Raw genomic sequence first — 20,435 nt, 5'->3', positions numbered from 1 at the left:
CCGTACAGTACGGGCCCGTGCCGGCCAGGGAACGTCTCATCGCGGAGCTGCGCGAGCACGCGCTCGTCATCGGCCGCGTCACGCTCACGAGCGGCCGCGAGGCCGAGTACTACGTCGACGCCAAGCGCGCCATCCTGCTGCCGGCCGGGTTCAAGGCGCTCGGCGAGCTGGTCGCCGAGCAGGCGCGCGCGTGGGGAGCCACCGCGGTCGGCGGCATGACGATGGGCGCCGACCCCGTCGCGTGCGCCGCCCTCGCGGGCGGGTTCGACGGCAAGGCGTTCTTCGTCCGCAAGGACGCGAAGGCCCACGGGCTGCAGCGCCGGGTCGAGGGCCCGTTCCTGGACGACGCCGACCGCTGCGTCGTCGTCGAGGACGTCGTGACCACCGGCGGCTCGACGGTCGCCGCGATCGAGGCGCTGCAGGAGGAGGGGCGCGAGATCGTGGGCGTCATCTCCGTCCTCGACCGGCTCGCGGGCGGGGGCGAGCGGATCGAGCAGGTCGCCGGCGCGCCGTACGTTCCGCTGGCGACGATCGACGACGTCTACCCGGACCGCCCCGACCGGCAGGGTTGACCGCTCTCCGCGCCCTCGTCGACGTCTCCGCCGCCGTCGGCGCGACACGGGCGCGGACCGCGAAGATCGCCGCGCTCGCGGAGCTGCTCGCGGGGCTGGCGCCCGACGAGGTCGTGCCGGTCGTCAGCTGGCTGTCGGGTGAGCTCACGCAGCGCCAGATCGGCGTCGGCTGGGCGCTCCTGAAGGACCCGCCTCCGCCCGCCGCGGCGGCGGCGCTGTCCGTCGCCGACGTCGAGCGCGCGTTCTCCGCGATCGGCGCCTTGAGCGGCGCGGGGTCGCAGAAGGCCCGGCGCGAGCAGGTGGGCGCCCTGTTCGCGCGGGCCGACGCCGACGAGCAGGCGTTCCTCGTCCGGCTGCTGCTCGGCGACCTGCGCCAGGGCGCGCTCGCCGGCGTGATGACCGACGCAGTGGCGAAGGCCGCGGGCGTGCCCGCGCCCGACGTGCGCCGCGCGCTCAGCCTGCACGGCGACCTCGCGGACGTCGCGCGGCTCGCGCTCACCGAGGGCGCCGCCGGCCTGGCGACGCTGAGGCTGCAGGTCGGCCGGCCCGTCGCGCCGATGCTCGCCGGCTCGGCGCCCGACATCGGCGCCGCGATGGAGAAGGTCGCGCCCGCCGCGGTCGAGTGGAAGCTCGACGGCGCCCGCGTCCAGGTCCACCGCGCGGGCGGCGACGTGGCGATCTTCACCCGCTCGCTCGACGACGTCACCGCGCGGCTGCCGAAGGTGGTCGAGGCGACGCTCGCGCTGCCGGCGACGGCGCTCGTCCTCGACGGGGAGGCGATCGCGCTGCGCGACGACGGCCGGCCCGAGCCGTTCCAGGTCACCGCGTCGCGCTTCGGCACCGGCAAGGGCCGCGACCACCCACTCAGCACGCTCTTCTTCGACCTGCTGCACGCCGACGGCGAGGACCTGCTCGACGAGCCGCTCAGCCGCCGCGGCGAGGTGCTCGACGGGCTGACGGGCGACGTGCACCGCATCCCGCGCGTCGTTGCCGACGACGCCGAGCAGGCGCAGGTCGCGTTCGACGCCGCGCTCGCCGCGGGCCACGAGGGCGTGATGGTCAAGGCGCTTGACGCGCCGTACGCCGCCGGCCGGCGCGGGTCGGGCTGGCTGAAGGTCAAGCCGGTCCACACGCTCGACCTCGTCGTGCTGGCCGCCGAGTGGGGCCACGGCCGCCGCCGCGGCACGCTCTCCAACCTCCACCTCGGCGCGCGCGACGCCGACGGCTGGGCGATGCTCGGCAAGACGTTCAAGGGCCTGACCGACGAGCTGCTCGCGTGGCAGACCGAGCGGCTCCTCCAGCTCGAGACCCACCGCGAGGGCATCGCCGTCTTCGTCCGCCCGGAGCTCGTCGTCGAGATCGCCTTCGACGGCGTGCAGACCTCCTCGCGCTACCCGTCGGGCGTCGCGCTGCGCTTCGCGCGCGTCAAGCGCTACCGCGAGGACAAGACCGCCGCCGAGGCGGACACGCTCGAGACGGTCAGAGCGATCCGCGACGGCCGAGCGTAGGAGACGCCCCGACCTGGATTCGAACCAGGGGCCTTCCCCTTAGGAGGGGGACGCTCTATCCAGCTGAGCTACCGGGGCCGGTGGCCGATGGTAGTCGGCCCTCGATCGGCTGCGGGAAAGCCGCACGCACCCGGCGGATCGGCGCTGATGGTGGGGGTCCGACCCGGATCTAGCGTGGTGGACATGCTCACCAAGTTCTTCAACCTCACCACCGTCGCCGGCGGGATCGCAGCCGGCCTCCTCATCGCCGGGGCGCTCGCGCTTGCCGGAGGTCTGTACGCGAAGGACGTAGTGCATGACCAGCTCACGCCGCAGAACATCGTCTTCCCGCAGAAGGGCGAGGAGCTGCCGGCCAGCCTCAACCAGTACGCCGGCCAGAAGGTCGACACGGGCAAGGAGGCCGAGGCGTACGCGAACGACTTCATCGGCCTGCACCTGAAGCAGATCGGCGGGGGCAAGTCCTACTCCGAGGTCAGCGCCGCCTACATGGCCGACCCGAAGAACGAGGAGCTCGCGCAGACGCGCCAGACCATGTTCATGGGCACGATGCTCCGCACCTCGCTCCTGAACGCGTGGGGCTGGGCGAAGGTCGGCTCCTACTCCGTGATCGCCGGCATCGCCCTCCTGGGCCTCGGCGGACTGCTGCTCATCGCCCCGGTCGCCTCCTTCGTGGGCGAGCGGCGCCGCCGCACCGCGCCGGTCAAGACGACCACCGCGCCGACCACCGCGTAGCGGCGAGTACCTCGAGACGGTCGCGACGCGCGCGTAGGCTGCCGGGCCGGATGGCCCGCTGGCTCGTCGACGGCACGAACGTGATGGGGTCGCGCCCCGACGGCTGGTGGCGCGACCGCCGCGCGGCGATGCAGCGGATCGTCACCGCGCTCGACGACCTCGCGCAGGAGACCGGCGACGAGGTGCTCGTCGTCTTCGACGGCCGCGACCGCGACCTCCAAGCCCTCCGCGTCACCGTCGGCTACGCGCCGCACGCCGACGACGCGATCACCGAAGCGGCCGGACCCGCCACGACCGTCGTCACCTCCGACCGCGAGCTCCGCGGCCGCGTCGAGGCGCGCGGCGCGACGGTCATCGGCTCCGGCGGCTTCCGCGACCGCCTCGGGATCTAAAGCGCGCGGGCGAGCGCGTCGAGCTCGTCGGAGCGCTCGGCGACCAGGTCGCGGGCCTGGTCCTGCAGCGCCGCGAGGTTGCCCTGGCTCGCGTCGTCGAGCGCGTCGGACGCCGTCGTGAGCGTCGGCTGGAAGCGGTGGTGGCGGTCGCCGAGGAGGTGGTCCAGCTGGTAGGTCACCGCCGACGCCACGCCGTCGAAGACGACGTCGATCACCGGCCGGACCCACTCGAGCCGGCCCCAGCCGCGGGCGTCCTCGTAGGCGATCGGGCGCGTCAGCGATCCGGTGCCCAACGAGACCAGCACGAGCTCGTTCGTGACATCGACCCCCGACCGCCTGGCGACCTCGGCGTAGGCGCTCATCGCGGGGTTCGTGGCGAAGACGCCGCCGTCGATGAGCGGGCGGCCGTCGACGAGCCACGGCTCGAAGTAGGTCGGCGCGGCGGAGGTCGCGCGCGCGACGTCGGTCATCCGCACGCCGCGCCACTCATCGCGCCACGACTTGAAGAACACGTTCGACCGCGCCTGGAGGTCGTAGGCGGTGACGAGCACGTCGAGCCGCGCGTCGCCGAGCAGCGCCGCGCCCAGCTCCTGCTCCAGCGCCGCGTTCAGCGCCGCGTCGTCGTACTTCTCGTCGAGGATCCCGTCGGCGCTCGTCACGCGCTTGAGCAGCGACCGATGGAAGATCCTCGGCCCCTCGTCGAGGTAGAGCGGCACGACCTCGGCGGCCGGCCGCCCCGTGCCCAGCGCGCACGCGATGATCCCGCCGGTGGACGTCCCGGCGACGACGTCGAACAGCTCGTACGCCGGCCGGCCCGCGCGCCGCTCGAGGTCCGCGAGCACCATCGCGGGGATGAGCCCCCGGATGCCGCCGCCGTCGATCGAGAGGACGCGCACCGCGCGTCGCCGCCTACGAGTCGGCGGGCGCCGCCGCGGCCTGCTGCTGCGGCGATGCGGAGTCGTCGAGGAACTCGGGCTTGCCTTCGCCGGCGTTCAGCGGGCTCAGGTCGGAGCGCTCCGCGCCCGCGATCTCCTCGCGCGTGACGTTGAGCGGGTAGTGGCAGGCGGCGACGTGGCCGTTCGCGTACTGGTAGAGCGGCGGGACCTCGGCCTTGCAGCGCTCCTGCGCGCGCGGGCAGCGCGTGTGGAACACGCAGCCCGACGGCGGGTTGACGGGCGACGGCGGCTCGCCGCCGACCACGATCCGCTCGCGCTGGCGGTTGAGCTTCGGATCCGGCACCGGGATCGCCGACAGCAGCGCCGACGTGTACGGGTGGATCGGCTTGACGTAGAGCTCCTCGGACGGCGAGAGCTCCATGATCTTGCCGAGGTACATGACCGCGATCCGGTCCGAGACGTGGCGGACGACGGAGAGGTCGTGGGCGACGAACAGGTACGTCAGCTTGAACTCGTCCTGCAGGTCCTCGAGCAGGTTGACGATCTGCGCCTGGATCGAGACGTCGAGCGCGGAGACCGGCTCGTCCAGCACGATCAGCTTCGGCTCCAGAGCCAGAGCGCGCGCGATGCCGATGCGCTGGCGCTGACCGCCGGAGAACTCGTGCGGGAAGCGGTTGACGTGCTCGCGCGCGAGGCCGACGCGGTCGAGCAGGTCCGCCGTCCGCTGCGCGATCTCCTTCTTGTCGACGCCGTGCAGCCGCAGCGGCGCGCCGATGATCTGCGCGATCCGCTTGCGCGGGTTCAGCGACGCGAACGGGTCCTGGAAGACCATCTGCATGTCGCGCCGCATCGGCCGCAGGTCGCCGCGGCCGGCGTGCGAGATGTCGTTGCCCTTGAAGGTGATCGTGCCGTCCGTCGGCTCGATGAGCCGCATGAGCGTGCGCGACAGCGTCGTCTTGCCGCAGCCCGACTCGCCGACGAGGCCGAGCGTCTCGCCCTCCTCGAGGCGGAACGTCACGTCGTCGACCGCATGGACGTACGCGGCGATCCGGTTCAGCAGGCCCTCGCGGACGGGGAAGTGCTGCTTGACGTGCGACGCCTCGAGCAGCGCGTGGCCGTTGGTCGTGGCGGCGGCGCTCACGCGACCGCCCCCTCGACCTCGAGGCCGATCTGACCGTCCTCGCTGATGACGCGCTTGGCGCGCTTCTCGGCGAGCGGCAGCCAGCAGCGGTCGTCGTGGCCGGGCGCGTCCGGGATGCGTCCCTCGAGCGCCGGCGTCTTCTTGCACTCGGCGAACTCGTGCCGGCAGCGCGGGCGGAAGTGGCAGCCCTCCGGCCGGTTGATGAGCGACGGCGGAGCGCCCGGGATCGACGGCAGGCGCTCGGGGCGCGGGCGGTCGATCCGGGTGATCGACCCGAGCAGCCCCCACGTGTACGGGTGCTGCGGGTCGTAGAAGATCTCGTCCAGCGTGCCGGTCTCGACGATCCGCCCGCCGTACATGACGGCGATGCGGTCGGCGATGTCGGCGACGACGCCGAGGTCGTGCGTGACGAGGATGATCGCGGTGCCCGTGCGGTCGCGCAGGGCGCTCATCTCGCGCAGGATCTGCGCCTGGATCGTGACGTCGAGCGCGGTGGTCGGCTCGTCGGCGATGAGCACCGACGGGTCGTTCGCAAGCGCCATCGCGATCATCACGCGCTGGCGCATGCCGCCCGAGAACTCATGCGGGTAGCTGTCGACGCGCTCGCGGGCCCGCGGGATCCCGACGCGCTCGAGCAGGGCGACCGTCCGGTCGCGCGCCTCGGCGTCCGAGACGTCTTCGTGCGCCTGGATCTGCTCGACGATCTGCGCCCCGATGCGGTGCACGGGGTTCAGCGACGTCATCGGGTCCTGGAAGATCATCGCGATCTCCCGTCCGCGGACCTTGCGCAGGGTGTCGTCGTTCGCGGAGATGAGCTCGGTGCCCTTGAGCGTCGCGTTGCCGCCGAACCTCGCGTTCGGCGAGCGCGTGAGGCCCATGAGGGTCATCGCGGTGACGGACTTGCCGGAGCCGGACTCGCCGACGACGGCGAGGACCTCACCGGGGCGCAGGTCGAAGGACACGTCGTCCACCGCATGGACGACGCCGTCCTCGGTGCGGAAGCTGACCTGGAGGTTGTTGACGCTGAGAAGCGGTTCGGTGCTGCTCACTGAAGGCGGATCCGTGGGTCGAGAGCGGCGTAGACGATGTCCACGATGCCGTTGACGAGGACGATGAAGAACGCGCCGAACATGGTCACGGCGAGGACGGGCGGCACGTCGAGGCGGCCGATGGCCTCCGCGAAGTACTGCCCGACGCCCTGCAGGTCGAACACGGTCTCGGTGAGGATGGCTCCGCCGCCGAGGACGTAGCCGAGATCCAGGCCCCACAGGGTGATGACCGGGATGAGCGCGTTGCGCAGCACGTGCCGCATGAGCACGCGGCGCTCGCTGAGGCCCTTGGCGCGGGCGGTGCGGACGTAGTCGTCGTTGATCGTGTCGAGCACGTTCGAGCGCACGACGCGCGAGTAGACGCCGATGAAGAGGATCGCCAGCACGACCCAGGGCATGAGCAGGTGCTTCGCCCACTCGACCGGGCCGTCCGCGGCGATCTCGGAGTAGCCGCCCGCCGGGAGGATCCCCCACTTCGACCCGATGTAGTACGAGGCGAGCGCGCCCAGCCAGAACACCGGCATCGAGATGCCGATGAGGGCCAGGATGGTGACCAATCGGTCCGACCACCTCCCCGCTCTCACCGCGGTCCACAGGCCGAGAGCGACGCCGATGACGAACCAGATGATCGCTGCGCCGATCGCCAGCGCGAACGTGCGCGGCGCGCCGTCCTTGATCTGGTCGATGACGTTGACGCGATCCGAGTACGAGACGAGGTCGCCGCTGAACAGCTTCTCCATCGTCTTGCCGTACTGGACGAAGATGTTCTCGTCGAAGCCCCACTCCTTGCGGATCGCCTCGACGACCTCCGGGCGCACCTGCTTGCCGGCCATGCGGTCGGCGGGGTCGCCGTTCGGGATGACGTTGAAGATCAGGAACGTCACGATCGACACGGCGAACATGACGAACGCCATCCCGATCAGGCGGCGGATGATGAACCGGCCCATGCCTACTGCTCCAGCTTGATCTTGGCCCGCGGGTCGAGCGCGTCACGCACGCCGTCGCCGAAGACGTTGAGCGAGAGCACCGTCAGCGCCAGCATCGCGCCCGGCACGATCGTGAGGTGCGGCGCGCTGATCAGCAGGTCGAGGCCGTCGCTGATCATCGTGCCCCACGACGGCTTCGGCGGCTGCACGCCCGCGCCGAGGAACGAGAGCGCCGACTCGAGCAGGATCGCGTTCGCGAACAGCAGCGGGAAGAAGACGAGGATCGTCGAGCTGATGTTCGGGAGCAGCTCGCCGAACATGATCCGCCAGTCACTGGCGCCCTGGGCGCGCGCGGCCTCGACGAACTCCTTCTCGCGCAGCGACAGGATCTGACCGCGGATCGGGCGCGCGAGGTAGACGACGCCCACGGTGCCGATGATCAGCGTCGGGATCCACAGCGAGCCGCCGTGCAGCGTCGTGAACCCGAGGTTCAGGCCGCCGAGCGACAGCGACACGCCGAGCGCGATCCCGAGCAGCAGCACGGGGAACGCCCACAGGATGTCCATGCCTCTGGAGGCGATCGCGTCCACCCAGCCGCGGAAGTAGCCGGCCAGCAGGCCGATGAGCGTCGCGAGCAAGACGGTGATGATCGTGGCGACGCTGCCGATGAAGAGCGAGTTGCGGGCGCCGTAGAGCAGGCGCACCATGACGTCGCGGCCGCTGCCGTCGGCGCCGAGGAAGTACTTGCCGTCGGCCTTGAGGTACTGCGGGCCGATCGGGACGCCGTCGAACTCGACGACGTTCTTCGTCTCCCCGTCGACCGTGATGGTGTCGGAGAGGTGGTTCGTGTTGGGGTCCGTCTTGGCGACCTGGTCCGCCCACACCGGCGCCAGCAGGGCGCAGAGGACGAGCAGGAGGAAGACGAAGCCGAAGAAGAGGGAGACCTTGTTGCGGCGCAGCCGCCGGAAGGCGAGGCGCCACGGACCGGTCCCGGCTGCGATCGGAGCGCCGATCCGTTCCTCGAGGGCCAGCTCCTTGATCTGGTCGTCGGGGTCGGAGAACGCCGTCGAGCGGTCTGACTGAGTGGCCATGGTGTATCGACGAACGATAGGGCGCTGGGGAAGGGGCCGCCGGAGCGGCCCCTTCCTTCGCTCAGAGCCCTACGAGACGCAGAGCTGCGTGAGGTCCAGCTGGTAGACGGGGTGCGTCACGACGCAGTTGTCGAAGTCGACCCGCTCGGACACGAAGTTCACCAGCTTGCGGTGGCCGTAAGCGGCGACGTACGCGTTGTCGATCACGTACTTGTCGAGCTCCGCGTAGGTCCCGGCCGACTCCTCGATCGGCAGCTGGTTGGCCTTCTTCAGCTCCTGCCGGATCTTGGGATCGTCGACGTTGCCGAAGTTCTGGTTGTTCGTGTTCTGGATGGACGCCGGGTCCACGAGGAACATGAAGTTCCTCGGGTGCGGGAAGTCCTGGAACCAGTTGGCGAAGCCGGCCTGCGCCTTCGTCTTCTGGTTGCCGATCGTCTGGAAGTAGACCGAGGCCTCGACGATCTTCGGCTGCGCCTTGAACCCGATCTGGTTCAGGACGTCCGCCAGGTACTCCGCGACCGGCTTCGACGGATCCTCGTCGTTGCCGTAGACGTCGACCTTCTGGCCGGTCAGGCCCGCGTCCTTCACGAGCTGCTTGGCCTTCTCGACGTCGGGCGCCGCGTTCGGGTCGCCCCACGGGCACGGATCGATCTTCTCGTAACCCTGCATGCCGGGCGGCAGGAAGTTGCAGCCGGGCTCGAAGAGGCCACCGAAGAGACGCGCCAGGGCGCGCTTGTCGATCGCGTAGTTGACCGCCTCACGGGCCTCCTTCTTGTCGAAGGGGGCGATCCGCGTGTTGAGGAAGTAGTAGTACGTGGAGTTCGTCGTGTACTCCTCGAAGCGGTCCTTGTACTGCTGGCTCGCGACGCGGAGCTGGTCCGGCAGCGGCGGGTCGATCGCGTAGTCGATCTTGTTCCCGATGATGTCCTGCGTCTGGCGACGCTGGTTCTTGATGATCGTCGCCGTGACCTTGTCGAGCTTGGCCTCGGGGATCCCGTCGATCTTCGGGAAGTTCGGGTTGCGCTCGAGGACGTAGCCGCGGTTCTGCTTGACGTCCTTGAGGATGAACGGGCCGACGCCGGCCGGCGGGTTCTTCGTCATGTTCTCGAACGGCGTCGAGCTCGGGACGATGCCCGCGAAGTCCATCGCGAGGACGTACGGGAACGAACCATCGGCCTCGGCGAGCGTGATCGTGATCTCGCCCGTCTGGTCGTTTGTCTTGATCCCGCTGATGTCGCCCTTGGCCTTGCCCTTCTTGACGTAGTCCTCCGCCCCGACGATGCCGAGGTAGAAGGCCGAGCCACCGGACTCCAGGTTGAGCACGCGCTTGATCGTGTGCTCGAAGTCCGAGGCCTTGACGGGCGTGCCGTCAGAGAACTTCAGGCCCTGGCGCAGCTTGAGCGTGTAGGTCTTCCCGTCCTCCGACACCTCGGGGAGCGCCTCGGCGAGGCCCGGGATGAGCTTCGCGCCCTCCGCGCCCTCCTTGTGCTCGTACGAGAGCAGCGGGGTGTAGACGGTCCACAGGGCGAACCAGCCGTCCTGCGTGTAGGACAGGGCCGGATCCATGTAATCCGGGAACGACGTGTGCGCGACCTGCGCCTCGCCGCCGGTCTTGGCCGCCGGCGTACCGCCGGACGAGCCCGAGTCGCCGCCGCCGCTGTCGTTGTCGTCGCCGCCACAAGCGGCGATCGCCAGCGCAAGCGACAGCGCGAGCGCGAGGGCCAGGAGGCTCCTCAGGGTCCTTCGCATGTACATCCTCCTCTGAGTCGGCGGGGCGCCGCGTTCCCAATTCGCGGACGTGACCCCGACGTCCTCTCCCAATAAGCGTGGGGGAGCGTACTGCGGAGACGTCGCTCGCCGAGGTCCGGGGGGTGGCTCAACCGGCGCTTAACAGTCACGCCGTCAACTCCGGATGGCGGTGTGGCGGTCAGTCGAGCCAGGTTGCGACGTCGCCGAGCGGCGCCCGTTCGGGCGGCGGCTGCTCCTGGCGCTTGGGTCCGAGATGCAGCAGGCCGATGGCGTTCTCGCCGTCCTCGAGGCCGAGCGCGGCGCGGCCCGTCTCGGCCAGCAGCACCTCCGGCGTGCGCCAGTACGTGGCCAGGCCGCGGGCGTGCGCGGCGAGCAGGATCGCGTAGGCCGCAGCGGCCGTCGCGTCGCGGTCCTCCTCGTTGCCGACGTACGAGACGGCGACGAGCGTGGGGGCGCGGTCGAGCTTCGCGCCCGACCCGGCCTTGAGCTCGTCGGCGGCGGCCTTGAGCCGCTCGAGCGACGCGGGCCCGAGGACGCGGAAGCGCCACGGGTTCGTCAGATGGTGGTTGGGCGCCCAGCGCGCGAGCTCGAGCAGCTCGGTCAGCGTCTCGCGGTCGACGGGCTCCGCGCCGTACGCCTTGTGCGTGCGGCGCGTCTTGATGGCCTCTTCGACGTTCACTCGTCGTAGAGGCTCTCGTTCGCCAGCTGGTTCCCGCGAGCGTCGAAGAGCTTCACGTCGAGGGTGTCGCCGCGGTAGTCGTCGGGCGCGATGAGCGTGAAGCGGCCTTCGACGAGCTCGCACTGGTCGACGGCGAGGTCCGCCAGCTCGGCCGTGACGACCGCGCCGCCGTCGACGAGCGGGCGTCCCCACACGAGCGTCATCGCCGCGACGTTGCCCTGCTCGCCGCGCCAGCCGCCGATGACCTCCTCGCAGAGGTCGAGGCGCCAGTCCGGGTTCTCCTCCGCCGTCTCCGTCGTGAAGTCGGCGCTGGCGTGGAAGTGGTCGGGCTCGGCGTCCTCGCTGCCGGGCGCGAACGAGACGAACCCGAAGAGGTCGAGGCCGGTCGTGGTGCGCGCCGTGACGGGGACGTAGGTGCGGCCGTCCCAATGGCGGTCCGGATGCCAGAGGAGGTCGCCCGGCTCGCCGAGGTCCTCGCCGTCGGCGTCGATGCGCAGGCAGGCGGCGAGGAACTCCTCGCGCAGGCGGTCGGCCCAGCGGCCGTAGGGGACGCCGTCCTGCGGCGGCTCGGCGGCGAAGCGGACGACGAAGCGGTCGGTCGGTGGAGTCATACGTCGCCGTATGTCCGAGCTTGCGAGGACATCAAGGCGAAACCCTATTTCCTCATCTCTAGGAACACGGTCACGGGTCCGTCGTTCACCAGCTCCACGTCCATGTGCGCGCCGAAGACGCCGCCCTGCGCGCCGAGGCGGGCGCGGAAGCGCTCGTACAGCGGCTCGGCGTGCTCGGGCTTCGCGGCCGCGACGTACGACGGCCGCGTGCCCTTGCGCGCGTCGCCGTAGAGCGTGAACTGGCTGACGACGATGGCCCCGCGGTCGCCGAGCGGCTCGTTCATCCGGCCCTCGGCGTCGGGGAAGACGCGCAGCGCCCGCACCTTGTCGGCGAGCTTGTCCGCGACCGCCTCGTCGTCCGAGTGCGTCACGCCGAGCAGCACGAGCAGCCCGGCGCCGATCGCCGCGACGTCCTCGCCGTCGACGACGACGCGCGCCCGCGAGACGCGCTGGACGAGCGCGCGCACTACGCGGGCGTCTTCACGCGCCGCCAGCCGTGCGGCACGAGCGGCGCGCCGGCGCGGCACTCCTCGAGCAGCCGCGCGGCGAACGCGCTCGGCTGCTCGCCGTCCTGCAGGCCGCCGCCCGCGGGGGCGAAGAACCGCAGGGAGACGCGCGGGCGCGTGGGGAACTGCGGGATCTGCACGGTGCCGGTGATCGAGCACGCGACGATCGCCGCCTCGGGCACCGCGGTCGCGAGGCGGGCGATGCCGCTGCGTGCACGCAGCTCCTTGCCCTTGCTGCGCGTGCCCTCGGGGAAGACGCCGATGACCGCGCCGCCGCGCAGCTCCTCGATCGCGCGGTCCATCGCGTGCAGGTCGCCCGCGCCGCGGTCGATCGGGATCTGGCCCATGCCGTTGAGGACGGGGCCGAGCAGCGGGAAGCCCCACAGCTCCTTCTTGGCCAGCGCGTGGATCTGGCGGCGCTTGAGCGCGGCGACGCCGACGGCGACCGGATCCCAGTAGCTGTCGTGGTTGGCGACGATGAGCGCGGGCCCCTCGGCCGGCAGCGCCTCGAGCCCCTCGACCCGCATCCGCCCCCACCACTTGGCGATCGGCGTGCACGCCAGCATCGCGGCGCGGTAGGTCGGCGACGGCTCTCCCCGGGGTGGCATCCGCGAAAGCCTAGGGTGGAAGCGCGGTCCCGGGCTGCCGATGGGGTCGCATGCTTCGGACTCACCGTTGTTCCCTGGCCGTGCTCTGCGCGCTGCTCGTGTTCCCCGCCGCCGCCTCCGCGAGCTCCACCGTCTCGCTGGGCGGACGCGCCCTCACCGTCACCGGGTCGGCCGGCGTCGACAACGTGTCGGTCAACTACCGGGACTACTCGGCGCCGAACGGGCTCGTGATCACGGACTCGAACGGGATCACGGCCGGCGCGGGCTGCACGATGGAGAGCGCCACGTCCGTCGTGTGCGCGACCGCCAAGCCGGCCGCCGGCAACCTCGTCACCGCGACGGTCAACCTCGGCGACGGCGACGACGGGTACTCGAACTACGTCGACGGCATCGCCGACACGATCGACGGCGGCACCGGCAACGACAAGGTCAACGGCCGCGTCGCCGGCGACTCGACCGTGCCCGCGACGGACATCGTCAACGGCGGCGACGGCAACGACGAGATCAGCGCCGGCAGCGGCGCCGGCACCACGTGCAACGGCGGCAACGGCGACGACTACATCACCTGCTTCTACGTCCCGACGGGCGTGGTCGTCAACGGCGGCGCGGGCCGCGACACGATCACCGGCGGCGACGGGCCCGACCAGCTCAACGGCGACGCGGGCAACGACGTCCGCATCTCCGGCGGCAAGGGCAACGACGTCATCCACGGCGGCGACGGCGACGACGGCAACCAGGGCGTCTCGGACATGCTCAACGGCGGGGAGGGCGCCGACGAGATCTTCGGCGACGCCGGCATCGACCGCCTCGTCGAGGACCGCAACAGCGACCATAAGCAGTTCTGGTCGCTCGACGACCAGGCGAACGACGGCCAGGACTCCGACGACAACGGCGCCGCCGACGAGGGCGACAACGTCCACAGCGACGTCGAGAACGTGACCGGCGGCTACGACGACGACACGATCGTCGGCTCGGGCGCCGCGAACGTCCTGAACGGCGGAACGCTCGGCGACGACACGATCCTCGGCCTCGGCGGCGACGACCAGCTCTTCACCGGCATCACCGGCGACAAGGACAGCGCCGACGGCGGCGAGGGCAACGACAAGGTCCAGGGCAACGGCACGCTCGTCGGCGGCCCCGGCAACGACCAGATGGCCGGGCAGAGCGGCAACGACCTCATCGACGCGGGCCCCGGCATCGACACCGTCTCGGCCGGCGACGGCAACGACGTCGTGCGCGCGGCGGACGGCGAGGTCGACACCGTCGGCTGCGGCATCGGCGCCGACGTGGCGGAGGTCGACGGCAGCGACGTCATCAACCAGGATCCCGGCGACCTCTGCGAGACCAAGACGGTCAAGCAGGCCGCGGCGCCGGGCACGACGCAGAACCCGACAGGCAACCCGAACGCGTCCGCGACGCTGCTCGTGCTCGGCGCGACGGCCAAGCTGAAGGGCTCGACCGCGGCGTTCGGCCTCACCACGCCGGGCGCGGGCATCGTGTCCGCTCAGGTGCTCGTCGGCGGCGCCGGCGCGCGCGCGGCGGCCGCGAAGGCGATCGTCGTCGGCAAGGCGCTGAAGAACATCACGAAGGCCGGCAAGCTCACGCTGAAGATCAAGCTCAAGGGCAAGACGAAGGCGGTCAAGCGGCTGCTCAAGCGCAAGAAGTTCGTCGTGACCCTCAAGACGCGGTTCACGCCGGCGGGCGGCGCGGCGGGCAAGTGGCAGACGCGCAAGGTGACCGTCAAGCGCTGACCTAGGTGACGGCCGCGGCGACGATCGCCACGGCCACCATGATCGTCGTCGTCCACGCGAGGGCCGAGGCGCAGATGCGCAGGTCGAGCCCGTATGCGTGGGCGACGACGAGCGAGTTGATGCCGCTCGGCATCGCGGCCTGCAGGAGGTAGGCGTCGGGCACGCCGATGACGAGCGCCGACAGCCCGATCATCAGCGCGGGCGCGACCACGAGCCGCAGCACGATCGCGATGCCGATCGGCGCGGTGAGCGGGGGAGGGAACGCCAGCGCTCCCTCCTCGCTCTCGGCGGCGAGGTTCACGCCGAGGATGAAGAAGCCGACGGGGAGGATCGCGAAGACGAGCGCGTGCGCGACGTCGACGAGGACGTCGGGCGCGAGCGCGTCGGGAGCGAGCAGGCCGGCGGCGACCGCGATGAGCGGCGGGTTGCGGAAGACGAACGCGCGCAGCCGCTCGCGCGGCGTCCCGCCGGCGAGCGTCCCGAACGCCGCGCCGACCGCGAAGCCGAAGCCGTAGAACATCGGCCCGCTGACGACGGTGTCGAACGCGATCGCGGCGCCGACGGCGCTCGTGCCGAGGATCGCGGCGCACATCGGCACGCCCAGGTAGCCGGTGTTCGCCAGCATCGAAACGAGCATCAGCGAGCCCGTCTGGTCGCGGCGCAGCCTCAGCAGCCGGCTTCCCGCGAGGTACGCGAGCGCGGCGACGATCGCCAGCTCGAGGTACGCCAGCACGAGCCCCGCGCCGACGCCCGCGGTCAGGTGCAGGCGCGCGAGCGAGAAGAACGTGATGAACGGCAGCGCCGTCCAGAGGATCGCCGTGATCGCGTGCTTCGAGGCGGCCTGCGCGCGCTCGCCGTAGCGGCGCTCGGACAGCAGCCCGACCGCGGTCGAGAGGACGATCGCGACGGTGACGAGGAGCAGCGCCTACGCCTCGCGCAGCTCCGCCGCCGCGCGCTCCGGCGCGACGACGTTGAGGTGCACGCCCGCGCCGAGCTCGAGCCCGGCGAGATGGGTCAGCCGGGGCAGGACGTCGATCCGCCAGCAGAAGTGGTCCGCGCCGCGCGGGGCGGTGCGCACCCAGAGGTTGAGCGGCGGGGCGGCGCCGAAGAGGCGGCGCAGCCGCGACAGCGCGTCGAGCAGCAGCGCGGCGCCGGTGGGGCCGTCGTCCTCGAACCGCGCGCGGGGCGCGCGCGGCGCGAGCATGAGCTGGTACGGCAGTCGCGACCCGTAGGGCGCCATGAGCACGGCCTCCTCGTCGATCGCGACGATCCGTTCCCGCCGGCGCACCTCCTCCTGCACGAGGTCGGCGAGGAGGTTGCCTCCCATCGTCCGCGTCGCGTACGCGCCGAAGCGCTCCCGCTCGCGCGCGATGCCGGCGGGGACGAAGTCGAGCGCGTACAGCTGCGCGTGCGTGTGCGGCAGCGACGCGCCCGCCTCGCGGCGCTCGTTGACGATCACGTGCACGTACGCGGCGTTCGCGTGCGCGCGCATCCGCTCCCGCCACACGTCGACCGCCAGCGCGACCTGGTCCGGCGGGAGGTCGGTGAGCGAGCAGACGCTGTCGGGGGCGTTGACGATGACCTCGTGCGCTCCCGTGGCGGCGGTCGCGGCGAAGAGCTCGGGCCGCGCCTCGGCCTCGGGCTGCGGGCTCCCGGGGTCGAGCGCGGGGTAGAGGTTCGGGACGACGCGGACCTTCCAGCCGCGCGTGTCCGGCTCGCCCCCGTCGGGCCGGACCGCGTGGACCTCCGGCGGCGTGCGGTCCTCGTGGCCCTCGGCGAACGGGTCGCCCGACGGGTCGATGCCCTGCGCGGCGGGCACCGCGTCCTTCAGGCCGCTGCCGGGGCGCATCGCGCGCTCGGTCGCGACGATGGCCTTGAGGCCGGTGAGCGGGTCGATCCGGACCTCAGGCACCGGCGTAGCGCTTGATGTCCGCCTCGAGGTCGGCGTCGTCGCGGTACTGGCCCTGGTGCGTGAAGACGCGCTTGCCGGTCTTGTCGTAGAAGACCGTCACGGGGAGGCCGCCGATCGCGCCCTCCTTCTGCACGATCCGCGAGTTGCCGTCCTCGAAGCTCGGATACGGCACGGGCCGCTTCTTCAGGAACGCGCGGGCGTCGTCGTTGTTGTCGTTGACGTTGAGCGCGAGGAAGCCGACGCGCTTGCCCAGCTTCGTCGCCACGCGCGAGAAGATCGGCATCTCCAGCCGGCACGGCCCGCACCACGAGCCCCATGCGTTCACGACGACGGGGTACCCCTTCAGCTGCGCGAGCTCGCGCCGGTAGGCCTGCTCGCCGCCGCCGGTCTCCAGCTCCGACGCGCGCTCGTACAGCGCGGCCAGCGGAGCCGGCGCACCGCTCAGCTCCCGTTGCATCTCGGCGGTCGACGGGCCGTCGTCGGAGGACGACTCGCTGCTGCCGCCGCCGGCCTGCACGATGCCGATGGCGAGGACGGCGACGAGGGCCAGCGCGGCAAGCCATGGGAGGGCACGGCGCATGACCAGAAGAGTGGCAGACGCCATCCGGTGCGCTAGACTCCTGGTCAGCGGAGCCGCCGAGGGAGGCGTTCCGTGCCGGTCCTGCATGAGGACCGCCCCCGGGTCGCGTGGAGTGCCGCGCCGAACGGCCCCTCCCTCCGCGTCCGTACCTGTCTTCGAACACGAGCAGTAGCTCTTGGCTGAGTCCACGCCGTCGACGGCGCCCAGCGCCGCACCCCTTCCCGATGAGGCTTCCATCGCTCGCGCCGAGGCGCTCGTGCGCGAGTGCTTCGTGCTTCCCGGGGAGGACCAGGCGGAGGCGCTCGCGCCGCAGTCCCCGCGCCGGTGGGCGCTGGATGCCGCGCTGGAGGAGCTCGACGCCGGTGCGAAGGTGCCGTCGACCGAGTGGCGCCGCCGGTACTCGCTGCTGCTCGGGCTCGAGCGCGTGCTCTCCGAGGACGAGCCGAAGCTCGCCGACGGCACCTCGCTCAACCCGCACCAGGTGGACGCGCTCTCGGGCACGCTCACCGCGCTGCTCGCAGACGCCCAGCGCGGCGCGACGCTGAGCGCGAACGGTGGCAGCGGCGGGAACGGCTCCACGCTTGCCGCCGCGGTCGACGCCGCCGGCAACGGCGTTCCTTCGACGATCGACGCCGACCTCGACGAGGACGAGGAGGAGATCGACGAGGACGTCCCGGAGGACGAGGAGCCGCTCGACTACGACGCGACCGCCGAGGACCAGGCGATCGACGAGGCGCCGGAGGATCCGAACGCCCACAAGCGGTTCTGGTTCGAGCACGCGACGGGCGCCGGCAAGACGGTCGCCGCGATGGGCTTCGTCGACGCCTCGCGCACCGGCGGCATCCTGATCCTGACCCACCGCCGCAACCTCGTCGACCAGTTCAACGGCGAGCTGCGCGAGCGCGGCTACTCCGACCGCGTCTGCAAGCCGCTGCTCGCCGGCGAGGACCGCGCGAACGGCCCGGTGACCGTCGAGACGTACCAGTGGTTCGTCCGCAACGCGGGCAGCATCTCGTCGGCCTACACGGTGGTCATCTGCGACGAGGCGCACACCGCGCTCGGCGAGAAGACCGCCGCCGCGATCCGCAACTGGACCGGCCCGATCTTCATCGGCATGACGGCGACGGGCGCGCTGATCGCCCGCCACGTCACCGACCTCTTCCCGACGCAGACGTCGCGCTTCGACCTCGCGCAGGCCGCGCGGCGCGGCGTCATCGCGCCGCTGCGCTGCGTCCGCATCCCGCCGGGCCCCGGCGTCCGCACGATCGCCAAGGTGCCGCTGCGCCGCGGCGAGGTGGACACCGAGTTCGACCAGGAGATGCTGGCCGAGCTGCTGGATCAGCTGCCGTTCAACCTCGCGGCGGCGAACCTCTACAAGACGCGGTTCAACCAGCTCCCCGGCGTCGTCTACGCCGCGGGCGTGCGCCATGCCTACAACCTCGCCGAGGCCTTCCGCGAGGAGGGCATCAAGGCGATGGGCGTGTCCGGCGAGACGCCCAAGCGCGAGCTGGCCGAGATCCTCGCGCGCTACGAGCGCGGCGACATCGACGTCCTCATCAACGCGCAGCTGCTCGCCGAGGGCTGGAACTCGCCGCGCGCGACGGTCTGCTTCCACCTCGCTCCCACCGCGTCGAAGCGCATCTACCAGCAGCGCGTCGGCCGCGTCACGCGTCGCCAGCCGGGCAAGGAGGCGGGCATCGTCGTCGACTTCGTCCATCCCGGCACGAAGCACGACGACCCGGTCGTCACGCTGCACTCGCTGCTCGACCGCGACGTCTACCGCGGCGGTGCGATCGTCGTCGGCCCCGTCCGCCGCGGCCGGGGACGGCGCGTGCGCGTCGAGCGCCGCGTCCTGCCCGTCGCGTCCGACGAGAACCGGCGGATCGAGGTCTTCGAGCGCGAGCTGTGGCGCATCGCCGTCGAGCACCTCGACTGGGGCGAGCAGATCCAGTGGGCCGCTCTGGCCGGCGCGCGCGTGGCGCCGTCGGGCTGGCGCCGGGCGCGGGCGATGCTCCACTTCGACAAGTCGGGCGAGCTGAAGCGCACCTTCCTGCTGACCGCCGTGCAGCGCAACAAGAACCCGCAGCTGCGGGTGCGCGCGTTGCAGGAGATCGCCGCGTCGCGCGACGCCGAGGCGTTCGACCTCGCCCTGGACGAGGTCGGCGGCTGGCCGCGCGACGAGAAGCGCGAGGCGTGCAAGCTCATGCTCCAGGCGCTCGCCGAGAAGCGGATCGGCCGGCGCGACCAGGCCGACGCGTGGATCTGGCGGGTCGCCGGCTACACCGCCGAGCTGCACGAGGAGTACGCCGTCCAGCGCTGGCCCGAGACCAAGCGGCTGCTCGGCCTGCTCGCGAACTCGAGCGGCGGGGGGCACGCGCGCAACGCGCGTCGTCTCGTGCACGCGGCCCGCAAGCAGGACCGGCGGCTGTCCGCTGCCTTGCTGGCGGCCGCCACGCGGTACACGCACACGCCGGAGGCCGAGGAGGTCCTGCGCGGCGCGCGGACCCGGATGGCCCGCAAGCCGGCTTCGTTGTCGCGCGAGCTGCTGCGCAACTTCCCGAAGGGCCGCCGCGGCCGGTCGCGCCGCCGCAAGAAGAAGGGCGAGCCCGGAGAGGCCACCGTCGACGCGGTGAACGGAGCGGCCGCCGCCGTGTTGGCCGCGCGCGAGGGACCGCCGGAAGACGACGACGACCTCGATCTCGACGACGTCCTCGACGCCGACCCGGACGACCTCGACCCCCCGGCCGGCGACGAGATCCCCGAAGACGAGTCCGAGCGCGACGAAGCCGAGGCCGACACCGGCGAGGAAGACGCGGAGATCGACGACGAAGCGGTCGGCGCCCCGAAGCCGAAGCGCCGCCGCTCCCGCCGCAGGAAGCCCGCCACCGGCACCGGCACCGACGAAGCCTCTCCCGCCGACGCCGAGACGGACACCAACGAAGCCACTCCGGCCGACGCCGCGACGGACACCAACGAAGCCTCTCCGGCCGACGCCGAGACGGACACCGACACCTCTCCGGCGGACGTCGCGGGGAGCGCTGCCGCCGCCAACCCCGCGGAGACCTCTGCCGCCGCCACGTCGGCGGAGACCTCTTCTGCCGACGAGCCGGCGAAGCCGGCGCCGAAGAAGCGCGCCCCTCGCCGCCGCACGCCGAAGAGCGCGGTCGAGGCAGCCGCCGACGCGGTCGCCGCTGCCGCCGCGACGACCGATACGGCGACGAGCGAGACCTCTTCCGACGACGGCGCCGCCGCCGAGCGGAAGCCGGCGAAGAGGACCTCCCGCAGGACGTCATCGAAGAAGTCGTCGTCCGACGGCGCCGTGTCGACCGCGGAGACGTCGCCCGAGGGCGCGACAATCGGTGACTCTCCGGCCGAGGACGTTCCCGCGGGAACCCCCGACGACGAGAAGCCGGCGCCGAAGAAGCGCGCGACGCGCCGCCGGACTACGAAGAAGGCCGCGGGCGAAGACGCCGCCTCGACCGACTCCTCTTCCGTGGCCGCCGGCGAAGACGCCGACTCGTCTTCCGACTCCGCCGACGCCTCTGCGGCCGACGGCGCTGAGGCCGAGGCCTCTTCCTCTTCCGAGGAGAAGCCGGCGCCGAAGAAGCGCGCGCCGCGGAAGCGGAAGAAGACGGAGGACGACGGGCCAGACGCCGTCGCCTCCGAAGACGAAGCGGCCTAGCCGCTCCTCCTCGCCGCCCGTCGCGACGGCGCGGCGACGACGGGCCGGCC

Annotated in this window: 19 protein-coding genes and 1 tRNA gene; 6 read left to right on the top strand and 14 right to left on the bottom strand. The window is 71.9% G+C overall.

Annotated elements, in window-relative coordinates:
• Window positions 1-17 precede the first annotated feature (17 nt).
• Both pyrE and AC1UE4_RS20935 read left to right on the top strand, forming a co-directional pair.
• Window positions 18-572 (top strand): orotate phosphoribosyltransferase, encoded by a 555-nt coding sequence (pyrE, locus tag AC1UE4_RS20940; protein WP_482919271.1) that lies wholly within the window; start codon window positions 18-20, stop codon window positions 570-572.
• The gene (locus tag AC1UE4_RS20935; protein ID WP_482919270.1) at window positions 569-2,080 is read left to right on the top strand and encodes an ATP-dependent DNA ligase; all 1,512 of its coding nucleotides are present in this window, start codon (window positions 569-571) and stop codon (window positions 2,078-2,080) included. The genes pyrE and AC1UE4_RS20935 overlap by 4 nt, the downstream gene beginning before the upstream one ends.
• 4 nt (window positions 2,081-2,084) lie before the next feature.
• Here AC1UE4_RS20935 and AC1UE4_RS20930 read toward each other — a convergent pair.
• Window positions 2,085-2,158: transfer RNA gene (locus AC1UE4_RS20930), tRNA-Arg, on the bottom strand.
• 105 nt (window positions 2,159-2,263) lie between these two features.
• Between AC1UE4_RS20930 and AC1UE4_RS20925 the strand changes: the two genes are divergently transcribed.
• A complete protein-coding gene (locus AC1UE4_RS20925; RefSeq protein WP_482919269.1) occupies window positions 2,264-2,812 on the top strand; it encodes a hypothetical protein in 549 nt (182 codons plus the stop codon).
• A 50-nt stretch (window positions 2,813-2,862) separates the two neighbouring features.
• Window positions 2,863-3,204, top strand: coding sequence for an NYN domain-containing protein (locus tag AC1UE4_RS20920; protein ID WP_482919268.1), 342 nt, complete (start codon window positions 2,863-2,865; stop codon window positions 3,202-3,204).
• Here AC1UE4_RS20920 and AC1UE4_RS20915 read toward each other — a convergent pair.
• The 10 genes from AC1UE4_RS20915 to AC1UE4_RS20870 form a co-directional block, all read right to left on the bottom strand.
• Window positions 3,201-4,100: a patatin-like phospholipase family protein gene (locus AC1UE4_RS20915; RefSeq protein ID WP_482919267.1), complete on the bottom strand. Its 900-nt coding sequence runs from the start codon at window positions 4,098-4,100 to the stop codon at window positions 3,201-3,203. The genes AC1UE4_RS20920 and AC1UE4_RS20915 overlap by 4 nt on opposite strands.
• A 13-nt stretch (window positions 4,101-4,113) precedes the next feature.
• Window positions 4,114-5,241 (bottom strand): ABC transporter ATP-binding protein, encoded by a 1,128-nt coding sequence (locus AC1UE4_RS20910; RefSeq protein WP_482919266.1) that lies wholly within the window; start codon window positions 5,239-5,241, stop codon window positions 4,114-4,116.
• Window positions 5,238-6,290, bottom strand: coding sequence for an ABC transporter ATP-binding protein (locus tag AC1UE4_RS20905; protein WP_482919265.1), 1,053 nt, complete (start codon window positions 6,288-6,290; stop codon window positions 5,238-5,240). The genes AC1UE4_RS20910 and AC1UE4_RS20905 overlap by 4 nt, the downstream gene beginning before the upstream one ends.
• Window positions 6,287-7,237 (bottom strand): ABC transporter permease, encoded by a 951-nt coding sequence (locus AC1UE4_RS20900; RefSeq protein WP_482919264.1) that lies wholly within the window; start codon window positions 7,235-7,237, stop codon window positions 6,287-6,289. Before AC1UE4_RS20900 ends, AC1UE4_RS20905 begins: the two co-directional genes overlap by 4 nt.
• A 2-nt stretch (window positions 7,238-7,239) precedes the next feature.
• Window positions 7,240-8,307, bottom strand: a complete 1,068-nt coding sequence (locus tag AC1UE4_RS20895) for an ABC transporter permease (protein ID WP_482919263.1) — start codon at window positions 8,305-8,307, stop codon at window positions 7,240-7,242.
• Between the two features lie 69 nt (window positions 8,308-8,376).
• Window positions 8,377-10,056 (bottom strand): ABC transporter substrate-binding protein, encoded by a 1,680-nt coding sequence (locus AC1UE4_RS20890; RefSeq protein ID WP_482919262.1) that lies wholly within the window; start codon window positions 10,054-10,056, stop codon window positions 8,377-8,379.
• 178 nt (window positions 10,057-10,234) lie between these two features.
• On the bottom strand, window positions 10,235-10,735 hold the full coding sequence (locus tag AC1UE4_RS20885) for a nitroreductase family protein (protein WP_482919261.1): 501 nt from the start codon (window positions 10,733-10,735) through the stop codon (window positions 10,235-10,237).
• Window positions 10,732-11,346, bottom strand: coding sequence for a hypothetical protein (locus AC1UE4_RS20880; protein ID WP_482919260.1), 615 nt, complete (start codon window positions 11,344-11,346; stop codon window positions 10,732-10,734). The genes AC1UE4_RS20885 and AC1UE4_RS20880 overlap by 4 nt, the downstream gene beginning before the upstream one ends.
• Window positions 11,347-11,390: 44 nt before the next feature.
• Window positions 11,391-11,813: a D-aminoacyl-tRNA deacylase gene (dtd, locus tag AC1UE4_RS20875; RefSeq protein ID WP_482919259.1), complete on the bottom strand. Its 423-nt coding sequence runs from the start codon at window positions 11,811-11,813 to the stop codon at window positions 11,391-11,393.
• Entirely contained in the window at window positions 11,813-12,460 is a 648-nt protein-coding gene (locus tag AC1UE4_RS20870; RefSeq protein WP_482919258.1) for a lysophospholipid acyltransferase family protein, read from the bottom strand. The genes dtd and AC1UE4_RS20870 overlap by 1 nt, the downstream gene beginning before the upstream one ends.
• Before the next feature lie 80 nt (window positions 12,461-12,540).
• On the opposite strand from AC1UE4_RS20870, the gene AC1UE4_RS20865 reads away from it, so the two are divergent.
• Window positions 12,541-14,211: a calcium-binding protein gene (locus AC1UE4_RS20865; RefSeq protein WP_482919257.1), complete on the top strand. Its 1,671-nt coding sequence runs from the start codon at window positions 12,541-12,543 to the stop codon at window positions 14,209-14,211.
• A gap of 1 nt (window position 14,212) precedes the next feature.
• Here AC1UE4_RS20865 and AC1UE4_RS20860 read toward each other — a convergent pair whose 3' ends face one another.
• From AC1UE4_RS20860 to AC1UE4_RS20850, 3 genes are all read right to left on the bottom strand, one after another.
• Window positions 14,213-14,944: an AEC family transporter gene (locus AC1UE4_RS20860; protein WP_482919256.1), complete on the bottom strand. Its 732-nt coding sequence runs from the start codon at window positions 14,942-14,944 to the stop codon at window positions 14,213-14,215.
• Window positions 14,945-15,136: 192 nt separating this feature from the next.
• On the bottom strand, window positions 15,137-16,123 hold the full coding sequence (locus tag AC1UE4_RS20855; RefSeq protein WP_482919255.1) for a galactose-1-phosphate uridylyltransferase: 987 nt from the start codon (window positions 16,121-16,123) through the stop codon (window positions 15,137-15,139).
• The gene (locus tag AC1UE4_RS20850) at window positions 16,116-16,703 is read right to left on the bottom strand and encodes a TlpA family protein disulfide reductase (protein ID WP_482919254.1); all 588 of its coding nucleotides are present in this window, start codon (window positions 16,701-16,703) and stop codon (window positions 16,116-16,118) included. Before AC1UE4_RS20850 ends, AC1UE4_RS20855 begins: the two co-directional genes overlap by 8 nt.
• A gap of 175 nt (window positions 16,704-16,878) precedes the next feature.
• On the opposite strand from AC1UE4_RS20850, the gene AC1UE4_RS20845 reads away from it, so the two are divergent.
• Window positions 16,879-20,385 (top strand): DEAD/DEAH box helicase, encoded by a 3,507-nt coding sequence (locus tag AC1UE4_RS20845; RefSeq protein WP_482919253.1) that lies wholly within the window; start codon window positions 16,879-16,881, stop codon window positions 20,383-20,385.
• Window positions 20,386-20,435 lie beyond the last annotated feature (50 nt).

The organism is Parviterribacter kavangonensis (genome assembly GCF_056863335.1).
Note: the sequence above shows the minus strand (reverse complement) of the source record. Positions and strands in the feature narration are given on the sequence as shown.